Origin of the sequence: Micromonospora sp. LOL_021, from assembly GCF_048060215.1 — a bacterium.
GTDB lineage: Bacteria > Actinomycetota > Actinomycetes > Mycobacteriales > Micromonosporaceae > Micromonospora_E.
Genome location: NZ_JBHMIN010000058.1, coordinates 11,761 through 31,319 on the forward strand (window position 1 = coordinate 11,761; position 19,559 = coordinate 31,319).

Here is a 19,559-nt window from a genome sequence, read left to right on the forward strand (position 1 = left end):
ACGTCTCAGCAGACATGACGATTCTTCGAGGCGTACGGGCGGCGGCCACCGCCGCCTCCCTGTTGCTGCTCACCGCCGCGTGCGGACAGAACCCGGGCACCGACTCGTCCACCGACGGCACCGCCGGCGGGTCGTCGCTGCCGGCCGACACACTGGTCCTGCGGGTGGACCACACCGGCGGTTTCACCATGCCGGCGATGCTGCTGACCCGGCTACCGGTGGTCAGCGTGTACGCCGACGGCCGAGTGATCACCCAGGGCCCCACCATCCTGGTCTACCCCGGTCCGGCCATGCCGAACCTGCAGGTGCAGACGATCAGCGCGGAGCAGGTCGACGAGCTGGTCAAGCAGGCGCTGGCCGCCGGGGTCGGCACCGAGCAGGACCTGGGCCGGCCGCCGGTGGCCGACGCGACGTCGACCCGGTTCACCGTGCTGACCGACAACGGCGTCGAACAACTCGAGGTCTACGCGTTGTCCGACGACGCCTCCGGTGACGCGGGGCTGACCGACGAGCAGGTCGCCGCCCGGGACAAGCTGCGGGACTTCGCCGACTCGCTCACCGAGCTGTCCGGCGGTGTCGGCGCGGCACCGGAGGACTCCGAGCCGTACGTCGCGCACGCGATCGCCGCGGTCGCCGAGCCGTGGGTGGCGGTCGATGAGTCCGTCGACGCCAGCCAGCCGGAGGTGGCCTGGCCCGGCCCGGAACTGCCCGGCGAAGCGCTGTCCGAGACGCTCGATCTCGGCTGCGTGACGGTCACCGGGGAGGCGTTGGAGAAGTTGCGGTCCGCAGCGGCGGACGCGACGACCGCCACCCCGTGGACGTCGGCGGGTAAGCGGTGGACGGTGACCCTGCGCCCGCTGCTGCCGGACGAGACGGACTGCTCGGACCTCACCGCCGCGGGCTGATTCCTCCCCAGCCCGCGCGGTGCGGTCTCAGTCGGTCTCGTAGCCGAGGTTGGGGCGCAGCCAGCGCTCCACCTCGGCGAGCGGCATCCCACGCCGGGCCGCGTAGTCCTCGGCCTGGTCCCGGCCGATCCGCCCGACGGTGAAGTACCGTGCAGCCGGGTGGGCGAAGAGCAGACCGCTGACGCTGGCTGCCGGGGTCATCGCCCCGGACTCGGTCAGCTCGATGCCGGCCCGCCCGGCGCTTAGCAGGTCGAACAACTGCCACTTCTCACTGTGGTCCGGGCTGGCCGGGTAGCCCAGCGCCGGCCGGATGCCGCGAAACCGCTCGGCGTGCAGGTCGGCCACGTCCGGGTCGGCGTCCGGCTCGTACCAGTCCCGTCGGGCCCGCAGGTGCAGGTGCTCGGCGAACGCCTCGGCTAGCCGGTCCGCCAACGCCTTCACCATGATCGCCCGGTAGTCGTCCTGGGCGGCCTGGTATCCGGCGGCCAGCTTCTCCGCGCCGTGCACGGCCACCGCGAAGCCACCGAGATGGTCCCCGGCCGGTGCCACGTAGTCGGCGAGGCAGCGGTTCGGCCGCCCGGCCGGTTTGGTGGTCTGCTGGCGCAGCATCGGGATCCGTACCGGCTGGTCGGTGCCGCCGCCCGGCGGGTCGGCCTGTCCGGCGGCGATGACCAGGTCGTCCCCCTCGGAGTGGGCCGGCCAGAAGCCGTAGACGCCGTGCGCCCGCAGCGAACCGTCGGCGATGATCTGGTCGAGCATCGTGTTGGCGTCGTCGAACAGTTCGCGGGCGACCGGCTGCTCCAGGATCGCCGGGTACTTACCCTTGAGCTCCCAGGCGAGGAAGAGGAACTGCCAGTCGATCATTGGCCGCAGCTCGTCGAGGCCGGGCTCGACGTACCGTACGCCGGTGAACGCCGGAACCGGCAGATCCTCGAAGGACACCGGCTCCGCGTTGGCCCGGGCCTGGGCGAGGGTGAGCAGCGGCTGCCGCCGGTTGGTGTGCTGCTCGCGCAGCCGGTCCTGCTCGGCCCGGTTGTCGCTGTCGAACTGCTCCACCCGGTCGGCGCTGAGCAGGTCGGAGACCACCCCGACCACCCGGGACGCGTCGAGCACGTGCACGGTGCTCCCGTCGTACGCCGGTGCGATCCGCACCGCGGTGTGCTGCCGCGAGGTGGTGGCCCCGCCGATCAGCAGCGGCAGTTTCAGCCCACGACGCTGCATCTCGCCGGCGACGGTGACCATCTCGTCCAGCGACGGGGTGATCAGGCCGGACAGCCCGACCGCGTCGGCGTTCTCAGCGACCGCGGTGTCCAGGATCTTCGCGGCCGGCACCATCACTCCCAGGTCGATGACCCGGTAGTTGTTGCAGCCCAGCACCACCCCGACGATGTTCTTGCCGATGTCGTGCACGTCGCCCTTGACGGTGGCCAGCACCACGGTGCCCGGTCCGCGTTCCCCACCGCCCTCGGCGGCGGCCTCCGGCCCGGCCGCTGCGCTCGCGGCGTCCTGCCGGGCCTGTTCCTTCTCCGCTTCCAGGAACGGCTCCAGGTAGGCCACCGACCGTTTCATCACCCGGGCGCTCTTGACCACCTGCGGCAGGAACATCTTGCCCGAGCCGAACAGGTCGCCGACGACCTTCATGCCGTCCATCAACGGCCCCTCGATCACGTCGAGCGGCCGGGCCGCCAGTTGGCGGGCCTCCTCGGTGTCGGCCTCGATGAAGTCGACGATGCCGTGCACCAGCGCGTGCGACAACCGGTCGGCGACCGGGGCGTCCCGCCAGGACAGGTCGACGGCGCGCTTCGTGCCGGAGCCGGAGACGGTGCCGGCGAAGGTCACCAGCCGGTCGGTGGCGTCCGGGCGGCGGTCGAACAGTACGTCCTCGACCAGCTCCAGCAGGTCGGCCGGGATGTCCTGGTAGACGGCGAGCTGCCCGGCGTTGACGATGCCCATGTCCAGCCCGGCCCGCACGGCGTGCAGCAGGAACGCCGAGTGCATCGCCTCGCGGACCACGTCGTTGCCCCGGAACGAGAACGACAGGTTGGAGATGCCGCCGCTGGTGCGGGCACCCGGGCAGCGCTGCTTGATCAGCGGCAGCGCGTCGATGAACGCCTTGGCGTACCCGTTGTGTTCGCTGATCCCGGTGGCGACGGCCAGCACGTTCGGGTCGAAGATGATGTCGGTGGGGTCGAACCCGGCTTCCCCGGTGAGCAGGTCGTACGCGCGGGCGCAGATGTCGACCTTGCGCTCGGTGGTGTCCGCCTGGCCCTGCTCGTCGAAGGCCATCACCACCACCCCGGCCCCGTACGCCCGGATCCTGCGGGCCTGGTCGAGGAAGACCTCCTCGCCCTCCTTCAGGCTGATCGAGTTGACCACGGCCTTGCCCTGTACGCACTTGAGGCCGGCCTCCAGCACGCTCCACCGCGAGCTGTCGATCATGATCGGAATCCGGGCCACCTCGGGCTCGGTGGCGATCAGGTTGAGGAAGGTCACCATCGCCTGCTCGCTGTCGAGCAGGTCGGCGTCCATGTTGACGTCGAGCAGGTTCGCTCCGCCCCGGACCTGGTCCAGCGCCACGTCCACGGCGGCTTGGAAGTCGCCGGCCTCGATCAGCCGGCGGAACTTCGCCGACCCGGTCACGTTGGTCCGCTCACCGATCATCACGAACCCGGTGTCCGGGCCGATCTCGAACGGCTCCAGCCCGCTGAACCGGCTGGTCCGTGCCGGCTGCGGCACCGGCCGCGGCGCCTTCCCGGCGACCGCCTCGGCGATCCGGGTGATGTGCGCCGGTGTGGTGCCGCAGCAGCCGCCGACCAGGTTGACCATCCCACTGTCGACAAACTCGCCGACCAGCGCGCCCGTCTCGTCGGGGGTCTGGTCGTAGCCGCCGAACGCGTTCGGCAGGCCGGCGTTCGGGTGGGAGGCGACATAGCTGTCCGAGATGCGGGCCAACTCGGCCACGTGCGGGCGCATCTCGGTCGCGCCGAGCGAGCAGTTCACTCCGACGACCAGCGGCCGGGCGTGCTCGACGGAGCGCCAGAACGCCTCGACGGTCTGCCCGGACAGGGTCCGCCCGGACAGGTCGACGATGGTCACCGAGATCCACAGCGGCAGCTGCGGCACGACCTCGCGGGCCGCCGCGATCGCCGCCTTCGCGTTCAACGTGTCGAAGATCGTCTCGATGAGCAGCAGGTCGACGCCGCCCTCAGCGAGCGCCGCCAGCTGCTCGGCGTACGTCGCCTTCACCCGGTCGAAGGTGACGGCGCGGTAGGCCGGATCCTCCACCCGGGGCGACAGCGACAGCGTCACGTTGAGCGGGCCGACCGAGCCGGCCACGAACCGGCCGCCGAACTCGTCGGCCGCCTGCCGGGCCAGCTGCGCGCCGCGCAGGTTCATCTCCGGCACGTACGCCTCCAGACCGTAGTCGGCCTGGGCGATGCTGGTCGCGGTGAACGTGTTGGTGGTGGTGATGTCCGCGCCGGCGGCCAGATACTGCCGGTGTACGTCGAGGATCACGTCCGGGCGGGTCAGGTTGAGCAGGTCCGGGTCGCCGGTGACGTCCCGGGGGTGGTCGCCGAACCGGTCGCCACGGTAGTCGGCCGGGGTGAGACCCGCGCCCTGCAGCATGGTGCCCCAGGCGCCGTCGAGCACCGCGATCCGCTGACTCAGCAACTCCCGCAGCGCCCGCTCGCTGTCGCTGGCGCGTGACAAATGCTTCACCTGACACCTCCGCTGGTAGCTCGGAGGCGCCCTTGTCTGTGGTCACGCCCGATCAGGGGCCGTGATCGTGGCCGAGCGTGGCGGGCTTCTCGTCGCCCGTCGCAGCGCCTCTCGACCTCGTGGTGATCCTACCCGTGGCCCGGTCCGGGCACCCGGGTGATTCTAGCCCGTCCGGTCGGACACACCCGTGGCCCGGCTGTTTGCGGTCTTCGCACACCTGTCGGGTAGCTTCGGTGACCGGCTCCGCCGCCAGCGGACGCCGGCAGCCATCCGGACCGACGGGAGATGTTTCGACATGGGCAGGAAGACGGTGTACGTCTCCGATTTCAGTGGTGCCGTGCTGGACTCGGCGGACGAACTGGTGCGGATCGTCGTCCTCGAACATCCCGACCTGGTAGCCGGTCCGGTGCGGCTGGAGGCCCGGCCGGACGAGGTGGAGAGCATCGACGACGCGGCGCTCGACGTCGCCGTCGTGGAGATCCACGACGGCCACGGCGACGGCGAACCGCGTCGGGTGGTACTGACCGCCAGCGAGTTCGACTCGCTCGCCGCCGACGTGCCAATGGCCCAGCTGCTGCGTACCGCCGAGCGGGTCAAGCCGGCCAGGACCAGCCGCAAGGCCACCGAGCGGGTCGACTACGCGACCCTGGAGCACGCCGGCAAACCGCACCGCGGCAAGACCACCGACGAGGAGGCCCGGCTGGTCCGCGACCACCTCGACGAGATCAACAAGCGGTTGGCCGACGAAGGGCTGCGCCAGATCGACCCGGCCGATCCCGACCATGCCGAACGGTACGGCTTCGCCACCCCCGCTGACCTGACCTGAATTGTCGGTCCGCCTCGGCATACTCCGGGATCGGGCCGGCGACGTCGCCGGCCGGTGACCAGGAGGGGGACCGATGGGGACACGACACACCGGGGCGTTGCTCGCGATCGGCACGGAGAAAGGCCTGTTCCTCGCGGCCAGCACCGACGACCGGCGGGGCTGGCAGGTCGGCGGCCCGCACTTCGCGATGACCGCGGTGTACGCGGTGGCGATCGACAAACGCCGGGCGGTGCCCCGGCTGCTCGCCTCGGTGGCCAGTTCGCACTACGGGCCCAGCGTCGCGACCAGCGACGACCTCGGGCGCACCTGGTCCGAGCCGGAGCAGCCGCCGGCCGCCTTCCCAGCCGACACCGGGGCCACCCTGGAGCGGGTCTGGCAGCTCACGCCGGCGTCGGCCGCCGAACCCGACGTGGTCTACGCCGGCAGCCAACCCTCGGCGCTGTTCCGGTCGACCGACGGCGGGGCCAGCTTCGAACTGGTCCGGCCGCTGTGGGAGCACCCGCACCGGCCGCACTGGGAGGCCGGCTTCGGCGGCCAGGCGATCCACACCGTCCTGCCCGACCCGCGCGACCCGGCGGCCCTGCTGGTCGCCATGTCCACCGGCGGCGTCTACCGGTCCGCCGACGCCGGGGCGAGCTGGGCACCCGGCAACGCCGGTATCCGCGCGTACTTCCTGCCCGACGAGTGGCCCGAGTTCGGCCAGTGCGTGCACAAGGTGGCCCGGGACGCCGTCGACCCGGACCGGCTGTACGCGCAGAACCACCACGGCGTCTACCGCTCCGACGACGCCGGCGCCACCTGGTCGTCGATCGCCGACGGCCTGCCCAGCGACTTCGGCTTCCCGATCGCCGCCCACCCGCACCGGTCCGGGGTGATCTACACGTTCCCGCTGGTCGCCGACTCGCGGCGGTTCCCGGTCGACGACCGGTGCCGGGTGTTCCGGTCCGCCGACGCCGGTGCCACCTGGCAGCCGCTGACCGCCGGGCTGCCGCAGCACCCGTACTATCCGGCGGTGCTGCGTGACGCGCTGACCACCGACGACGCGCCGACCGCCGGGGTCTACTTCGGCACCCGCAGCGGGGACGTGTTCGCCAGCCGTGACGAGGGCGACTCCTGGCAGCCGGTCGCCACCGGCCTGCCGGACGTGCTCTGTGTCCGGGCCGCGGTGGTGTGACGTGGTGACGCTGCTGGTGCCGGGCGCGCTGCGGGCGGACAGCGGTGGGCAGGCCCGGCTCACCGTCGACGCCGACGGCACGCTGCGGGCGGTCCTCGACGAGGTGACCCGCCGCTGGCCGCGCCTCGCCCGTCGGATCCGCGACGAGCAGGGCCAGATCCGGCGGTACGTGAACGTCTACGTCGACGGCGCCGACCACCGGCACAGCGGCGGCCTGGACACCCCGGTCCCGGCCGGTGCCCAGGTGCAGGTGATTCCCTCGGTCGCCGGCGGGTGATCCGGCACACGTCACTGCGGGCGGCGGCGCGCGGCATGATCCACTGGTGCCCAGTCTCCTGATCGACCTCGGCCCGTTGCGGGCCAGCGCGCCGTACCGCCGAATGTGGCTCGGTGCCTCGCTGTCCGGCATCGGCACCAGCCTGACCACGGTGGCGGTCGGTCTGCAGGTTTACGACCTCACCGGCTCCACGTTCCACGTCGGCCTGGTCGGGTTCTTCGCGCTGGTGCCGCTGGTGGCGCTGGGCCTGTACGGCGGCGCAGTGGTCGACGCGTACGACCGGCGGCGGGTGGTGGTCGCCACCTCCACCGGCCTGTTGCTGGTCGGGGTGGGTTTCACCGGGCAGGCGCTGTTCGACGTCGGCAGCGTCGGGCTGCTGTACGGCCTGGTCGCGGCGCAGAACGGCCTGTTCGCGATCAACAACCCGGCCCGGACCGCGATCGTGCCGAGGCTGCTGCCGATCGGTCTGCTGCCGGCGGCGAACGCCCTGTCCAACCTGTCCATGGGGGTGTCCCACACGTTGGGTCCGCTGCTGGCCGGGGTACTGGTCGGCTGGTGGGGCTACCCCGGGACCTATCTGATCGAGGTGGGGTTGGTGGCGGTGGCCCTGGCCACCCTGGTGGCGTTGCCGTCGATCCCACCGGAGGGCGAGGTCCGCCGGGCCGGGCTCGCCTCGGTCTGGGAGGGCCTGCGGTTCCTCGGCACACGGCCGAACGTGCGGATGACGTTCCTGGTCGACCTGGCGGCGATGGTGCTGGCCATGCCCCGGGTGCTGTTCCCGGCGATCGGCGCGACCGCGCTCGGCGGCGGGGCCACCACGGTGGGGCTGCTCACCGCCGGCATCGCCGGCGGCACCATGACGGCGAGTCTGCTCTCCGGGCCGCTGGGTGCGGTCCGTCGGCAGGGTCTGGCAGTCCTGGTTTCGGTGGCCGGCTGGGCGGTGGCGATCACCGTGTTCGGGCTGATCGTCGTGGCGGCGCCGGGGCCGGCGCCGGGCGGTGGTGCGCATCCGCTGCTCTGGGTGGCGGTGGCGGTGCTGCTGCTGGCCGGCGCGGCGGACGCGGTCAGCTCGGTGTTCCGGATGACGATCCTGCAGGCGGCGACGCCGGACGCGCTGCGTGGTCGGCTGCAGGGGGTGTTCATCGTGGTGGTCGCCGGCGGCCCGCAGCTGGGCCAGTTGGTGCTCGGCACCACCGCGCAGCTGACCGGTGAGGCGGTCGCCGCCGTCGCCGGTGGCCTGGCCTGCCTGGTGGTGCTGGCGGCGCTGGCCCGCCACCAGCCGACGTTCGCCCACTACGACGCCCGGGATCCCACTCCGTGATCGGCCGTCCGGCACCCGGCACAATGGTCTGCGTCGACCCGAGGGTCCGCGTCGACCCTAGGGTCCGCACCGGCGGACACCCCCCGTCGGGTTCCTAGCGCCGAAGGAGTCGCTTCGATGGACAGATTCGCCGACCGGGTCGCCCTGGTCACCGGAGCCGCGCAGGGTATCGGGGCCGCCACCGCCCGGCGGTTGGCCGCTGAGGGCGCCACGGTGGCGGTGGTCGACCTGACCGCCGAGCGGGCCGGTCCGGTGGTCGGCGAGATCGTCGCGGCCGGCGGCAGCGCGGTCGCGGTCGGCTGTGATGTGACCGACCCGGTCGCCGTCGACGCGATGGTCGACCGGGTGGTGACCGACCACGGGCGGCTCGACATTCTGGTCAACAACGCCGGGATCACCCGGGACAACCTGCTGTTCCGGATGCCGGTGGACGACTGGGACGCGGTGCTGCGCACCAATCTGTCCAGCATGTTCCACTGCTGTCGGGCGGCGCAGCGGCACATGGTGCCGGCCCGCTACGGCAAGATCGTCAACCTGAGCAGCCGGTCCGCGTTGGGCAACCGTGGCCAGGTCAACTACGCCGCCGCCAAGGCCGGCGTGCAGGGGCTCACCGCCACCCTGGCGGTCGAGCTGGGGCCGTACGACATCAACGTGAACGCGGTCGCACCCGGCTATGTCGCGACGTCGATGACCGCGGCGGTGGCCGCCCGGATCGGGGTCGACCCGGACGAGCACCGCCGGCAGGTCGCGGAGCAGACGCCGCTGCGCCGGGTCGGCCAGCCGGCCGAGATCGCCGCGGTGATCGCCTTTTTGGCCAGCGACGACGCGTCCTATGTCAGCGGGCAGACGCTGTACGTCAACGGTGGTGCCCGGTGATCCGGCCCGCCGTTCACAGCTCCCGGTAGGTGGCGTGGTCGAAGTCGGCGTACCCGCCGTCGTTGCCGATGTCCTGCACCCAGAGCCCGACGAAGGCGCCGGTGAAGCCCCAGGCCTCCGGCTCGCCGTCGGTCATCCGGGCGGCGTACTCGTCGGACAGGATGGTGGCGTCGAGTTCGACCGGCAGTTCGCGCCAGTGGTCGCCCCGGTGGTAGCCGAACCGCAGTACCGGGCCGTCGAACACCACCCGCAGCCCGAGCCGTGCGACGTCGGTGACGTCGACGCTGACCTGCGGGTGGGCCTGCCGACGGCCGCTGTCGCAGCTGAGCAACTGCAGCTCCTGGCGACCGTCGTCGGTGCGGGCCAGGTATGCGTAATGCCAGTTCTCCGTGTTGTAGTAGCCGGTCACCCCGGCGAGCTGGCGGGGGGTGGCCGCGCGGAACTCGACGAGCGTCTCGAAGACGCAGTTCGGTGCGGTCACCCGGCGGGCGACCAGGCTGGGGCGTTGCCGTCCGACGGGGGACTGGCCGCCGACGATCCGCAGGTGTGACGGGCGGCTGGTCAAATCGATCCAGTCCGGTCCGGCCGGTCGGCGCAGGGTCGACCAGCGCGGGCCGAGGGTCGCGGCGTCGAAGTGGTCGGTGGACGGCTCGGCGGGCCAAGGGTGCGCCGGCAGATCGGGGGCGGGCACCTGCTCGGCCGGGACCTGACCGGCGACCCGCGGCCAGCCGTCGGCGGACCAGTCGACCCGCTGGATCGCGGTTTCCCGGCCCAGGACGCACCGTCCGAGTGGGGTGTAGGGCCGGCCGACCAGATGGGCCAGGTACCACTCGCCGCGCTGGGTCCGCACCAGGCTGCCGTGCCCGGCCTTCTGCAGGGTCAGTTCCGGGCGGCCGGCCGAGGTGAGCATCGGCCCGGCCGGGTCGGCCTCGTACGGCCCGAGCAGGGCGCGGGACCGGGCGACGGTCACCTGATGCTCCCAGCTGGTGCCGCCCTCCGCGGTGACCAGGTAGTACCACCCGTCGTGCCGGTAGATGTGCGGTCCTTCGGTGAGCCCGGTCGGCGTACCGGTGAAGATGGTGACCGGGTCGCCGACCAGCCGCCGGGCGTCGCGGTCGTAGCGCTGGATCTCGATGCCGCCGAACCGGTCGCGGCCCGGCCGCCAGTCGGCGGTCATCGCCAGCAGCCAGGTGCTGCCGTCGTCGTCGTGGAACAGCGACGCGTCGAAGCCGTGGGCGTGCAGCGGCATCGGGTCGGACCACGGGCCCTCGATCGACGGGGCGGTGATCAGGTAGTTCTGCGGGTCCCAGTAGCCGCTGGCGAAGCTGGCGACGTCGCTGTAGACCAGGTGGAACAGGTCGTGTGCGTACGTCAGGTCGGGTGCCCACACCCCGCACGAGTCCCCGGCGCCGGTCAGGTCCAGCAGCCGTCGTTCGGTGAGGATCCCGTCGAGCGGGCGCCAGTGCACCAGATCCCGCGAGTGGTGCAGGGTCACTCCCGGGTACCACTCGAAGGTCGACGTGGCCAGGTAGTAGTCGTCGCCGACGCGCAGCACCGACGGGTCGGGGTAGAACCCGCGCAGCACGGGGTTGGTGATGACCCGGGCCGAGGTGGCCACGTCGGTCGTGTCGGTCGGCATCGGTGGTCCTCCGGGCTCGGCTGGCGAAATCTTCGGCAGTTTTCCGGAAAGTATGCCACTCGAGAAGGCTTCTGCGGCCCGTTGATGACGGTCGTTGTGTGGAAACCGGGTCTTGACCGGGCGGTAACGCCGTCGTAGCGTGCGCAACGTCACCAATTCATGGCGTTCCGCAGGTGAAATTTTCGGTGACGCTGGTCGATTGCTCGGCAACCAGCGGTGGGTGGGGACCACGCTCGCCGCTTACCTGAGGGGACGGCACATGGCGACACCGATCCACCTTTCCCGCCGTACGCTGCTGAGCCTCGCCGGCCTCGGTGCCGGCGCGGTCGCGCTCGGCGGGTGCGGCGACTCCGGAAGCGACAGTGCGGGCATCGAGTGGTGGCACATCCAGAACACCGACCCGATGCTGCCCGTCTGGGCGGCGTTCGCCGAGGAGTTCCAGGCGCAGAACGAAGGCGTCGGCATCACCATCACCCCGCTGGAGAACGAGGCGTTCAAGGCCAGGCTGACCACGGTCACCCAGGCCGGCGACCCGCCGGACATCTACCACACCTGGGGCGGCGGCGTGCTTCGGCAGCAGGTCGAGGCCGGGCTGTGCCAGGACATCACCGACGCGGTCGCCCCCTGGCGGGACATCCTGCAGTCAGCCTCGACGCTGCCGTACGAGATCGACGGACGGCTGTACGGCGTCCCGTTCGACATCGGCATGGTCGGCTTCTGGTACAACAAGACGCTGTTCGCCGACGCCGGCATCACCGCGCCGCCGCAGACCTGGGCCGAGTACCTCGAGGTCGTCGGCCGGCTCAAGTCCGCCGGGATCACACCGATCGCGCTGGCCGGCGGCGAGAAGTGGCCCGGCCACTACTACTGGGCCTATCTCGCGATGCGCATCGGTGGCGTCGAGGCGCTGAGCCAGGCCGCCGAGGACGACAACTTCACCACCCCGGCGTTCATCGGTGCCGGCGAACGGCTGGCCGAGCTGGTCGCGCTCGAACCGTTCCAGCAGGGTTTCCTCGGCGCGTCGTACGGTGAACCCGACGGCCAGGCCGCCGCGATGGGCAACGGCGACGCGGCGATGGAGCTGATGGGCCAGTGGGCCCCGGCAGTCCAGGAAGAGGCGTCCGGTGTCGAGGGCGGGCTCGGGTCCGACCTCGGCTTCTTCCCGTTCCCGGCGGTGGACGGCGGTCAGGGATCGGCGTCCGACGCGTTCGGCGGTGGCGGCGGGTTCGCCATCGGCCGCGACGCCTCGCCGGACGCGATCCGCTTCCTGGAGTTCATCAGCCAGGTGGACAAGCAGCGCCGGGCCGTCGCCACCGGCGCGTTCCTGCCGGTCACCATCGGCGCCGAGGACGCGATCGAGGACCCCAACCTCGCCGCCGTCGCCGACACCCTGGCCAACGCCAGCAACTTCCAGCTCTACCTGGACCAGGCGTACGCCCCGGCGGTCGGCCAGGAGGTCAACGACCGGGTCGCCGAGCTGATCGCCGGGCAGATGACCCCGGAGCAGGTCGCCGAGGCCGTCACCGTCGTCGCGCAGCGCTGACCGGCGACGATGGACCGCAGCCTGAGACGTCGCCGGATCAGTGACCGGATCACCATCGCCCTGTTCCTGCTGCCGGCGCTGGTGCTGTTCGGCGTGCTGGTCGTCGCCCCGATCCTGGTCGCGGCGTACACCAGCCTGTTTCGCTGGAACGGGTTCGGCGGCGTACCGACCGACTTCATCGGCCTGGACAACTTCGTCCGGCTGCTCGACGACCCGGTCTTCATCGGGGACCTGCGACGCGGAGCCCTGCTGGTGGTGCTGTCGGTCACCGTCCAGCTGCCGCTCGCGTTGGGGCTGGCCCTGCTGCTGAACCAGAAGCTGCGCGGTCGGGCCGTCTACCGGGTGCTGTTCTTCGCCCCGTACGTGCTGTCCGAGGTCATCACCGCGGTCCTGTTCACCATGGTCTTCAGCCCGAACCGGGGCCTGGCCAACCACGTGCTGGGCCTGATCGGGCTGGAGAGCCTGAGCTCGACCTGGCTGTCCGACCCGTCGACCGTGCTGTACTCGGTGTTCCTGGTGATGACCTGGAAGTACTTCGGCTTCCACATGATCCTGCTGCTCGCCGGCAGACAGAACATCCCCGGGGAACTGCACGAGGCGGCGGCGACCGACGGCGCCGGCGGCTGGCAGATCTTCCGGCACGTCACGCTGCCGCTGCTGGCCCCGACCATCCGGATCTCGATGTTCCTGGCCGTGATCGGCAGCATTCAGCTGTTCGACCTGGTCTGGGTGCTCACCGGCGGTGGTCCGCTCAACGCGTCCGAGACCATGGCGGTGACCATGTTCCAGTACGGGTTCCGGCGCTTCGAAGTGGGCTACGCCAGCGCGATCAGCATCGCGATGTTCCTGATCAGCCTGACCTTCGCGGTGCTGTACCAACGCTTCGTCCTGCGCCGCGACCTCGAAGGAGCGATGACCACCATGGGGGATCAGCGATGAGCGCCCCGCCCCGGACCCCGCAGACCCGGCCGGAACGGGGCAACCGGGTTGACGGCCCGGCGTCGCGGCCGCCCGGCCCCGCGCGGGCCCTGTCGCTGCACGCCGTCTCGATCATCGTCGGGCTGATCATCGTCGTCCCGATCGCCTTCGCGCTGCTCGGCGGATTCAAGGACAACCGCCAGCTGTCCAACAACCCGTTCGGTCTGCCGTCGCCGTGGATCCCGGACAACTACCTCGAGATTCTCGTCTCCGGATCGTTCTGGCGGCAGCTGTTCAACAGCACGCTGATCGCGCTGGCCACCGCGGTGATCGTGGTCGGGGTGGCGGCGCTGGCGTCGTTCGTCTTCGCCCGGTACGCGTTCCGGGGTCGGGAACTGCTGTTCCTGTTCTTCACGATCGGGCTGATGTTCCCGTTCGCGGTCGCCATCCTGCCGCTGTTCATCCTGCTGCGCACGATGGGTCTGCTGGACAACCCGTTCGGGGTGATCCTGCCCCAGGCGGCGTTCGGCCTGCCGGTGACGATCATCATCCTGCGGTCGTTCTTCCGGGCGATACCGGGGGAGCTGGAGGAGTCGGCGATCCTTGACGGCTGTACGCCGTTCGGCTTTTTTTGGCGGATCCTGCTGCCGATGGCCCGGCCGGCGATCGCCACCGTATCGGTGCTCGCCATCGTGACCAGCTGGAACAACTTCATGCTCCCGCTGGTGGTGTTCAACGACCCGAACTGGTGGACCATCCCGGTGGGCGTGCAGCAGTTCCAGGGCCAGTACGCCGACGACAGCGCCAAGGTGCTGGCGTACGTGGTGCTGGCGATGGTCCCGGCGCTGGCCTTCTACTCGATCGCCGAACGTCAGCTGATCGGCGGGCTCACCGCCGGTGCCACCAAGGGCTGAGCTGGTGCCACCAGGGTTGACCGGGCGACCATGGGCTGGCCGGGCGACCCGGATGAGCGTCGCGCGGTGACGATAGTCCCGCCGAGCTGGCCGGTCGGCGGGACAAGCCGGCCCGGGGGTGGTTGTTCCGGCCGCCGGCGGTTGGTGAGACTGCGTGATCATGAGTCGTCGCAGTCTCGTGACAGTCGTGGCCGCCGTGGCCACCGTCCTCGCCGTGGCGGTCACCATCACCCTGGTGGTGCTGCACCGCCCCGGTGAGCCACTGACCGCGAGCGACCCGGCGGCCGGGGTGACCGTCCGGGTGGACGGTTCGTCGGTCGACGGCCGCGGCGCCCGCCTGCGGGTCGGCGTCGCCGACGACGCGCCGGGCTTCCCGGAGCCGAGCATGATCACCCCGCTCGGTGAGGTGGCCAAGGTCGAACTCGACGGCGGCGAACTGACCGGGCCGGCCACCATCACCTTCGACTACCCGGCGGACGCCCCGGTCGACGACATGTTCATCGCCGTCTACGTCGACGACTGGGGGCAGTGGCTGCCGCTCGGCGGCGACATCGACGCCGACGCCGGCACGATCACCACCCAGACCCGGCACTTCTCCCACTGGGTGCTCGCCGCGTGGGACGAGGAGGAGACCGCCGCGCAGGCGGCCCTGGCGCTGCAACGCGAGATCAACGCTAATCGGTACGTCGCCGGAATCGCCGGCATCCTGTCCGTACCGCCGCCGTCGGAGTGCCGCTACCAGGCCCTGCCGGTCCGGGTGGAGCTGGACAACTTCGTCCCCGGCCTGGACACCTGCGTGACCTTCCACCCCGACCGCGACGGCACCTACCAGTTCAGCATCGGCAACACCGTCGGCTACCCGCTGCTGCTGGAGTTCCCGCCGGCGTTGACCGTCGAGACGGCCCCCGACTCGGGCACCGGACCGACCGGGCGGGACAACATCTACACCGCGCTGATCGAGGACGTCCGGACGCTGATGGGCGACACGGCCGTGGTGCTCAGCTCCGGCACCCGGGTCACCTTCCGGCTCGACCCGGCGAAGCTGCCCGAGTCCGGCACGATCACCCTCAGTGCCCGGCTGGACTACGGCCACGTCCTGCTGGACGCCTCCGGTCTGCTGCTGCAGTTGCTGCTGCCGTTGAGCCCGGACAGCAGGGCGCTGCAGATGTGGCGGCAGTCCGAGAAGTACCTGCAGACGGCCGAGTGTATCCTCACCGAGAGCATCAAGCTCGGTCGGATCATCGGCAACCCGACCGGCAACGACATCACCGGTTGGGTGCTGTCCGCCGCGAACGCCTACTACGAAGGCGTGGTGCGGTGTGCCGAGCAGATTGTCGACTTCGTACTGAAATTCATGGAGAAGCCGGCGGAAACGTACGTCGAGGGGATCTTCAACGCGATCAGCAACAGCCTCGGTGGTCTGGTCAAGCGGCGGTTCGACGCGGTGCTGGCCGTCTGGCGTAACGCCGGGGCGATCCGGGAGCTGCTCTCCGGCACGGTGGAGCTGGCCCGGCAAAGCTTCACCGGCGACAGCGGCCGCCGGTCGGCGCGGCTGACCGTCGCCGATCCGCCGCTGGACCGGCTGCACGAGGTGGTGCCGAGGCCGGGTGACGGCAACTACCGGGCCGGCACCGGACCGACCGACTTCGTGGTGACGCAGGAGAGCCAGTTCGCGCCGTTCGGCCCGTTCCGCGGCTGCCCGGGGGACCCGCAGTGGCAATTGGACTGGAGCTCGACCCCACACGGCACCGGCTACCTGTACCTCGGCGGGGCCAGCGACCTGATCAGCGCCCAGGTGCAGGTGTCGCACGTCCCGGCCGGACAGCGGGCCGCCGTCGAGGCCTACCTGCGGCAGCTAGGGCCGGTTCAGTGCCGTGCCGAGCGCACCGCCGCCGACTACACCGACTACGGGCCGGTGGTGACGGCCAAGGACTACCCGGCGATCACCCTGGTCTGGAACGCGGTGGAACAGACCCCGGACTACCAGGCGGCCGGCAGCATCTGGTGGGGCTTCGACCCGCGTACCGGCTATCTGCTCAAGTTGCAGACCCAGCCGTTCGACAATCCCGAAATGCCGATCGGTGAGGTGACCGAGCACAGCGAGACCGCCTGGTACTACCTGGTGAAACGGGCCGAGGCGATGCTCGGGACCGGGCTGGCGCCGGCATCCTGACCGGTCAGGTCCCCTGTGGAGAGGCGGTGTCCACGGTAGTCTCTGCCGGGTGACGAGCATCCTGGTGCCTTACCATCTCGACGAGTACCTGCCCGAGCTGGACGTGCCGGGGTCGGCAGAGACGACCGTGATGCCGTCGCTGCCCGACGGCACCCGGTGGGCCCGGATGGCCTGGCTGTACGGGGCGGTCGCGGTGACCGTCGCCGGTACGGTGTCCGCCGGGCACCGCCCGTTGGTCCTCTCCGGCGACTGCACAACCGCCCTCGGGGTGGTGGCCGGTCTGCAACGTGCCGGCGTCGACCCGACGGTGGTCTGGTTCGACGCCCACGGCGACCTGCAGTCCCCGGAGACGACCAGCAGCGGCTACCTGGGTGGGATGCCGCTGCGACTGCTGACCGGCCACCGCCGCGACCTGATCGCGACGGCGCTCGACCTGAGGCCGGTCGCGGAGCACGACATCGTGCTCGCCGACGGCCGGGACCTCGACCCGCCGGAGGTCGACCACCTGCGGCGGTCGGCGATCCGGCACGGCCGCGTCGGCGACGTCGCCGACGCGGCCGGTCAGCTGCCGGACCGGCCGATCTACCTGCACCTGGACGCCGACGTGGTCGACCCGGTCGAGCTGCCCGGGCTGCGGTTCCCGGCGCCGGGCGGCCCACAGTTGGCCGAGGTCGCCGACGCGGTGACCGCTGTGCTGGACACCGGGCGGGTGGCCGCCGTCGGCGTCGCCTGCACCTGGGACCCGGGGCATGGCACCGCCGCCCGGCTCGGCCCGCTGGTCAAGGAGATCCTCCGCCGGTTGGCCTGACCGCCAGCGGGTTCGGCAGGCCGGCGACGGCGGCCCGACAGCAGTGCCGTGGTGCTGTCCACCGGCCCCGCCACGGCGGTCACGACGACGGCCTTGTCTCGACGGCCATCATCCGGGTCAGGGCCTGCGCGGCCCGTTGCTCGACGACAGCGACGGATTCCCCCAGATGCATCGTGAATTTCCGGTGTGCGGTGTCGAGGTCGCCACCTAGGACGGCCTCCAGGATGCCGAGGTGCTGCGTGATCGTCCGGTCGATCCGCTCGGCGGAGAGGAAGTCGTGCATCCGTACCACCCGGATGCGTTCGTTGACCACGCCGAGCATCCCGGCGAGGGCGTTGTTGCCGGCGGCCTCGGCCAACCGGACGTGGAAGCTCTCGTCGAGCAGCACGAAGCCGGGATCCGGCTCCGGGGTGTCGCGGCGCAGCGCCAGCCAGTCGTCGCGCAGCGGCTCGACGACCGACAGATCGTGCGGTTCACCAGTCTCGGCCGGCCGGTGCAGCGCGGCCAGCTCCAGCGCGCGGCGCACCTCGTACAGCTGCCGGACCTCGACCAGGTTGGACGCCGCCGGCACGTAACCGCCGTCCGGCAGGCGTTCGACGAGCCACTCGGCGTGCAACCGGGTCAGGGCCTGGCGGACCGGGGTACGCGACACCGACAGCAGGGTGGCCAGCCGCTCCTCGCCGAGCCGGATCCGCAGCGGGAAGTGACCGACCAACAGCCGCCGCTTCAGCTCGGTGTAGGCATGCTCACCGGCCTGTGCTCGCGGAGGTGTGTCCAGTCTTGTATCCAACGCCGGATCCATGCACGGACCGTAGGGGCGTCGTGCTTCTGCGGTGTTTCACGGCGGTAACCAGCCCGACGCGACAGCGGGCAAACCCGATCGATCCCGTGCATGGCCGCGCCTCGGCGGCCGGTGGCCCTGCTGATGGTCGCGGTGCGGGTGGCATCAGCCAATCTCTCCGTCGCGCCGGATGAGCAGTACGTTGTCGGTGACCATCGCGGTCTGACCGGCCGGCCCGGTGGCCCGCCGGTGCGGTCTCGACGAGCAGTGAATTGGTCGGTCGGTCCGAGGCGGTCAGGCTGCGGTGCAGCCCCTCCCAGAACGACTCGGGGTCGGCGCCCAGCTGTGGGCCCTGCGCCGGGCACGGGCCGGCCTGACCCACCATGAGACAGCAGACCCACGACGGGTACGAATGGTTCTACGTGCTCAACGGGCAGGTCCGGTTCGTCCTCGGCGACCAGGAGTTCCAGCTCGACCCGGGTGAGGCCGCCGAGTTCGACACCCGTACGCCGCACTGGATCGGCAGTGCCGACTGACATCAGGGTCATCGAAGGCGCATCGGGTTGCCGCCCAGCGCAGCGGCACTGGTCTCATCGTCGGGCTCGATCAACTCGCGCGGGACGCCCGCGCCCGCTTCCATCTCTGCGATTCGGCGGCGTAGCTCACGACCGTTGGCACCCCGGGACAGGTACTCCGTCTCGCACCAATCGTCATCGTTCGGCGTGAACAGCGTCAACAGCCAATCGACGTTGAGGTACGTGGTGATGCCGGCGACCTGGCCGTCCAGCACGTCCAGCAGGACCAGGGCGAACGGTACGTGCCCGGCCGGGCCAGGCCGGGTCTGCCAGAACGCCGGCGAGCCGTTCGCGGCGGTCGGCAGCAGCCGCGCGCCGGCACAGCCCGCCCGTGGGTCGAGCAACGCGGCCCGGATGTGCTCGCGACCCCGCAGCGACCACCGGAACGGCGGCATGGTCATCGTGGCGTCCTCGCGCAGCAGCGCGACGAGGGCCGAGACGTCGTGCTGCTCGAACGCAGCGCAGTAGCGGGTGAGCAGGTCGCGTTGCCGGCTGTCGGCCGGCCGTAGCGGTTCCCCCGGATCGGGCGCGGCGGTACGCAGCGTGGCCCGCGCCCGTTGCAGCGCGCTGGTCACCGACGCGACGCTGCTGTCCAGCAGCTGCGCGACCTCGTCGGCCCGCCAACAGAGCACGTCGCGCAAGATCAGCACCGCCCGCTGCCGGGGCGGCAGGTGCTGCAGCGCGGCGACGAACGCCAGCCGCAGCGACTCACGCTGCAGCACCACGCTCTCCGGGGACGCGTCGACCGGCACGACCAGGCTGTCCGGGACCGGCAGCACCCAGGCCCGTTCCGGTACCGGCGGGCCGAGGCCGCCACCGGCCTGCGCCGCCGAATCGAGATCCATGGTCAACGCCCGCCGCTGCGCGCTGCGCAGCATGTCGACGCAGACGTTGGTCGCGATCGAGTAGAGCCAGGTGCGCAGCGAGGCGCGCCGTCCGTCGTACCGGTCGAACGAACGCCAGGCGCGGACCATCGTCTCCTGGACCGCGTCCTCGGCCTCGAAACCGGAGCCGAGCATCCGGTAGCAGTAGCCGGTCAACTCGACGCGGAACGGCTCCAGCCGCTCCGCGTCGCTGGTCGAGGTCGGTGCCACCCGCCCGACGATACG

At 71.2% G+C, this 19,559-nt stretch carries 15 protein-coding genes and 1 pseudogene; 12 read left to right on the forward strand and 4 right to left on the reverse strand.

What is annotated here, in order from left to right; all coding sequences use genetic code 11:
• Positions 1-14: 14 nt before the first annotated feature.
• Positions 15-905, forward strand: a complete 891-nt coding sequence (locus tag ACFHWT_RS27010; protein WP_416597498.1) for a hypothetical protein — start codon at positions 15-17, stop codon at positions 903-905.
• 27 nt (positions 906-932) lie between these two features.
• Here ACFHWT_RS27010 and metH read toward each other — a convergent pair whose 3' ends face one another.
• Complete coding sequence (gene metH / locus ACFHWT_RS27015; protein WP_416597521.1) at positions 933-4,574, reverse strand: methionine synthase; 3,642 nt, start codon at positions 4,572-4,574, stop codon at positions 933-935.
• A 346-nt stretch (positions 4,575-4,920) separates the two neighbouring features.
• On the opposite strand from metH, the gene ACFHWT_RS27020 reads away from it, so the two are divergent.
• The 5 genes from ACFHWT_RS27020 to fabG all read left to right on the forward strand — a co-directional run bounded on the left by ACFHWT_RS27020 (position 4,921) and on the right by fabG (position 9,099).
• Positions 4,921-5,451, forward strand: a complete 531-nt coding sequence (locus ACFHWT_RS27020) for a hypothetical protein (protein WP_416597499.1) — start codon at positions 4,921-4,923, stop codon at positions 5,449-5,451.
• 73 nt (positions 5,452-5,524) lie between these two features.
• Positions 5,525-6,625, forward strand: coding sequence for a WD40/YVTN/BNR-like repeat-containing protein (locus ACFHWT_RS27025; RefSeq protein WP_416597500.1), 1,101 nt, complete (start codon positions 5,525-5,527; stop codon positions 6,623-6,625).
• 1 nt (position 6,626) lies between these two features.
• Positions 6,627-6,902 carry a ubiquitin-like small modifier protein 1 gene (locus ACFHWT_RS27030; protein ID WP_123604943.1) on the forward strand — a complete coding sequence of 92 codons (276 nt, stop codon included), beginning with the start codon at positions 6,627-6,629 and terminating at the stop codon, positions 6,900-6,902.
• Positions 6,903-6,948: 46 nt separating this feature from the next.
• Positions 6,949-8,223, forward strand: a complete 1,275-nt coding sequence (locus ACFHWT_RS27035; RefSeq protein WP_416597501.1) for an MFS transporter — start codon at positions 6,949-6,951, stop codon at positions 8,221-8,223.
• 117 nt (positions 8,224-8,340) lie between these two features.
• Positions 8,341-9,099 carry a 3-oxoacyl-ACP reductase FabG gene (gene fabG, locus ACFHWT_RS27040; protein ID WP_416597502.1) on the forward strand — a complete coding sequence of 253 codons (759 nt, stop codon included), beginning with the start codon at positions 8,341-8,343 and terminating at the stop codon, positions 9,097-9,099.
• A 13-nt stretch (positions 9,100-9,112) separates the two neighbouring features.
• On the opposite strand, the gene ACFHWT_RS27045 is transcribed toward fabG, so the two are convergent.
• A complete protein-coding gene (locus tag ACFHWT_RS27045) occupies positions 9,113-10,738 on the reverse strand; it encodes a glycoside hydrolase family 43 protein (protein ID WP_416597503.1) in 1,626 nt (541 codons plus the stop codon).
• Positions 10,739-10,997: 259 nt separating this feature from the next.
• Between ACFHWT_RS27045 and ACFHWT_RS27050 the strand changes: the two genes are divergently transcribed.
• The 5 genes from ACFHWT_RS27050 (at position 10,998) to ACFHWT_RS27070 (ending at position 17,094) form a co-directional block, all read left to right on the forward strand.
• Positions 10,998-12,281: an extracellular solute-binding protein gene (locus ACFHWT_RS27050; protein ID WP_416597504.1), complete on the forward strand. Its 1,284-nt coding sequence runs from the start codon at positions 10,998-11,000 to the stop codon at positions 12,279-12,281.
• Positions 12,282-12,290: 9 nt separating this feature from the next.
• Positions 12,291-13,220: a carbohydrate ABC transporter permease gene (locus tag ACFHWT_RS27055; RefSeq protein WP_416597505.1), complete on the forward strand. Its 930-nt coding sequence runs from the start codon at positions 12,291-12,293 to the stop codon at positions 13,218-13,220.
• The gene (locus tag ACFHWT_RS27060) at positions 13,217-14,113 is read left to right on the forward strand and encodes a carbohydrate ABC transporter permease (protein WP_416597506.1); all 897 of its coding nucleotides are present in this window, start codon (positions 13,217-13,219) and stop codon (positions 14,111-14,113) included. The genes ACFHWT_RS27055 and ACFHWT_RS27060 overlap by 4 nt, the downstream gene beginning before the upstream one ends.
• A 160-nt stretch (positions 14,114-14,273) precedes the next feature.
• Positions 14,274-16,286: a hypothetical protein gene (locus ACFHWT_RS27065; RefSeq protein WP_416597507.1), complete on the forward strand. Its 2,013-nt coding sequence runs from the start codon at positions 14,274-14,276 to the stop codon at positions 16,284-16,286.
• 49 nt (positions 16,287-16,335) lie between these two features.
• On the forward strand, positions 16,336-17,094 hold the full coding sequence (locus ACFHWT_RS27070; RefSeq protein ID WP_416597508.1) for an arginase family protein: 759 nt from the start codon (positions 16,336-16,338) through the stop codon (positions 17,092-17,094).
• 79 nt (positions 17,095-17,173) lie between these two features.
• Here the strand turns inward: ACFHWT_RS27070 and ACFHWT_RS27075 are convergent, their stop codons facing one another.
• Positions 17,174-17,896: a GntR family transcriptional regulator gene (locus ACFHWT_RS27075; RefSeq protein ID WP_416597509.1), complete on the reverse strand. Its 723-nt coding sequence runs from the start codon at positions 17,894-17,896 to the stop codon at positions 17,174-17,176.
• A gap of 371 nt (positions 17,897-18,267) precedes the next feature.
• Between ACFHWT_RS27075 and ACFHWT_RS27080 the strand changes: the two are divergent.
• A pseudogene (locus ACFHWT_RS27080) lies at positions 18,268-18,408 on the forward strand (cupin domain-containing protein); the annotation flags it as partial.
• 11 nt (positions 18,409-18,419) lie between these two features.
• On the opposite strand, the gene ACFHWT_RS27085 reads toward ACFHWT_RS27080, so the two are convergent.
• A complete protein-coding gene (locus ACFHWT_RS27085) occupies positions 18,420-19,544 on the reverse strand; it encodes an RNA polymerase subunit sigma-70 (protein WP_416597510.1) in 1,125 nt (374 codons plus the stop codon).
• Positions 19,545-19,559: the final 15 nt, after the last annotated feature.

Coding starts and splice junctions, on each gene's coding strand:
- ACFHWT_RS27010 (WP_416597498.1), top strand. CDS start 15: ATGACGATTCTTCGAGGCGTACGGGCGGCGGCCACCGCCGCCTCCCTG.
- ACFHWT_RS27020 (WP_416597499.1), top strand. CDS start 4,921: ATGGGCAGGAAGACGGTGTACGTCTCCGATTTCAGTGGTGCCGTGCTG.
- ACFHWT_RS27025 (WP_416597500.1), top strand. CDS start 5,525: ATGGGGACACGACACACCGGGGCGTTGCTCGCGATCGGCACGGAGAAA.
- fabG (WP_416597502.1), top strand. CDS start 8,341: ATGGACAGATTCGCCGACCGGGTCGCCCTGGTCACCGGAGCCGCGCAG.
- ACFHWT_RS27045 (WP_416597503.1), bottom strand. CDS start 10,738: ATGCCGACCGACACGACCGACGTGGCCACCTCGGCCCGGGTCATCACC.
- ACFHWT_RS27050 (WP_416597504.1), top strand. CDS start 10,998: ATGGCGACACCGATCCACCTTTCCCGCCGTACGCTGCTGAGCCTCGCC.
- ACFHWT_RS27055 (WP_416597505.1), top strand. CDS start 12,291: ATGGACCGCAGCCTGAGACGTCGCCGGATCAGTGACCGGATCACCATC.
- ACFHWT_RS27060 (WP_416597506.1), top strand. CDS start 13,217: ATGAGCGCCCCGCCCCGGACCCCGCAGACCCGGCCGGAACGGGGCAAC.
- ACFHWT_RS27065 (WP_416597507.1), top strand. CDS start 14,274: ATGAGTCGTCGCAGTCTCGTGACAGTCGTGGCCGCCGTGGCCACCGTC.
- ACFHWT_RS27075 (WP_416597509.1), bottom strand. CDS start 17,896: ATGGATCCGGCGTTGGATACAAGACTGGACACACCTCCGCGAGCACAG.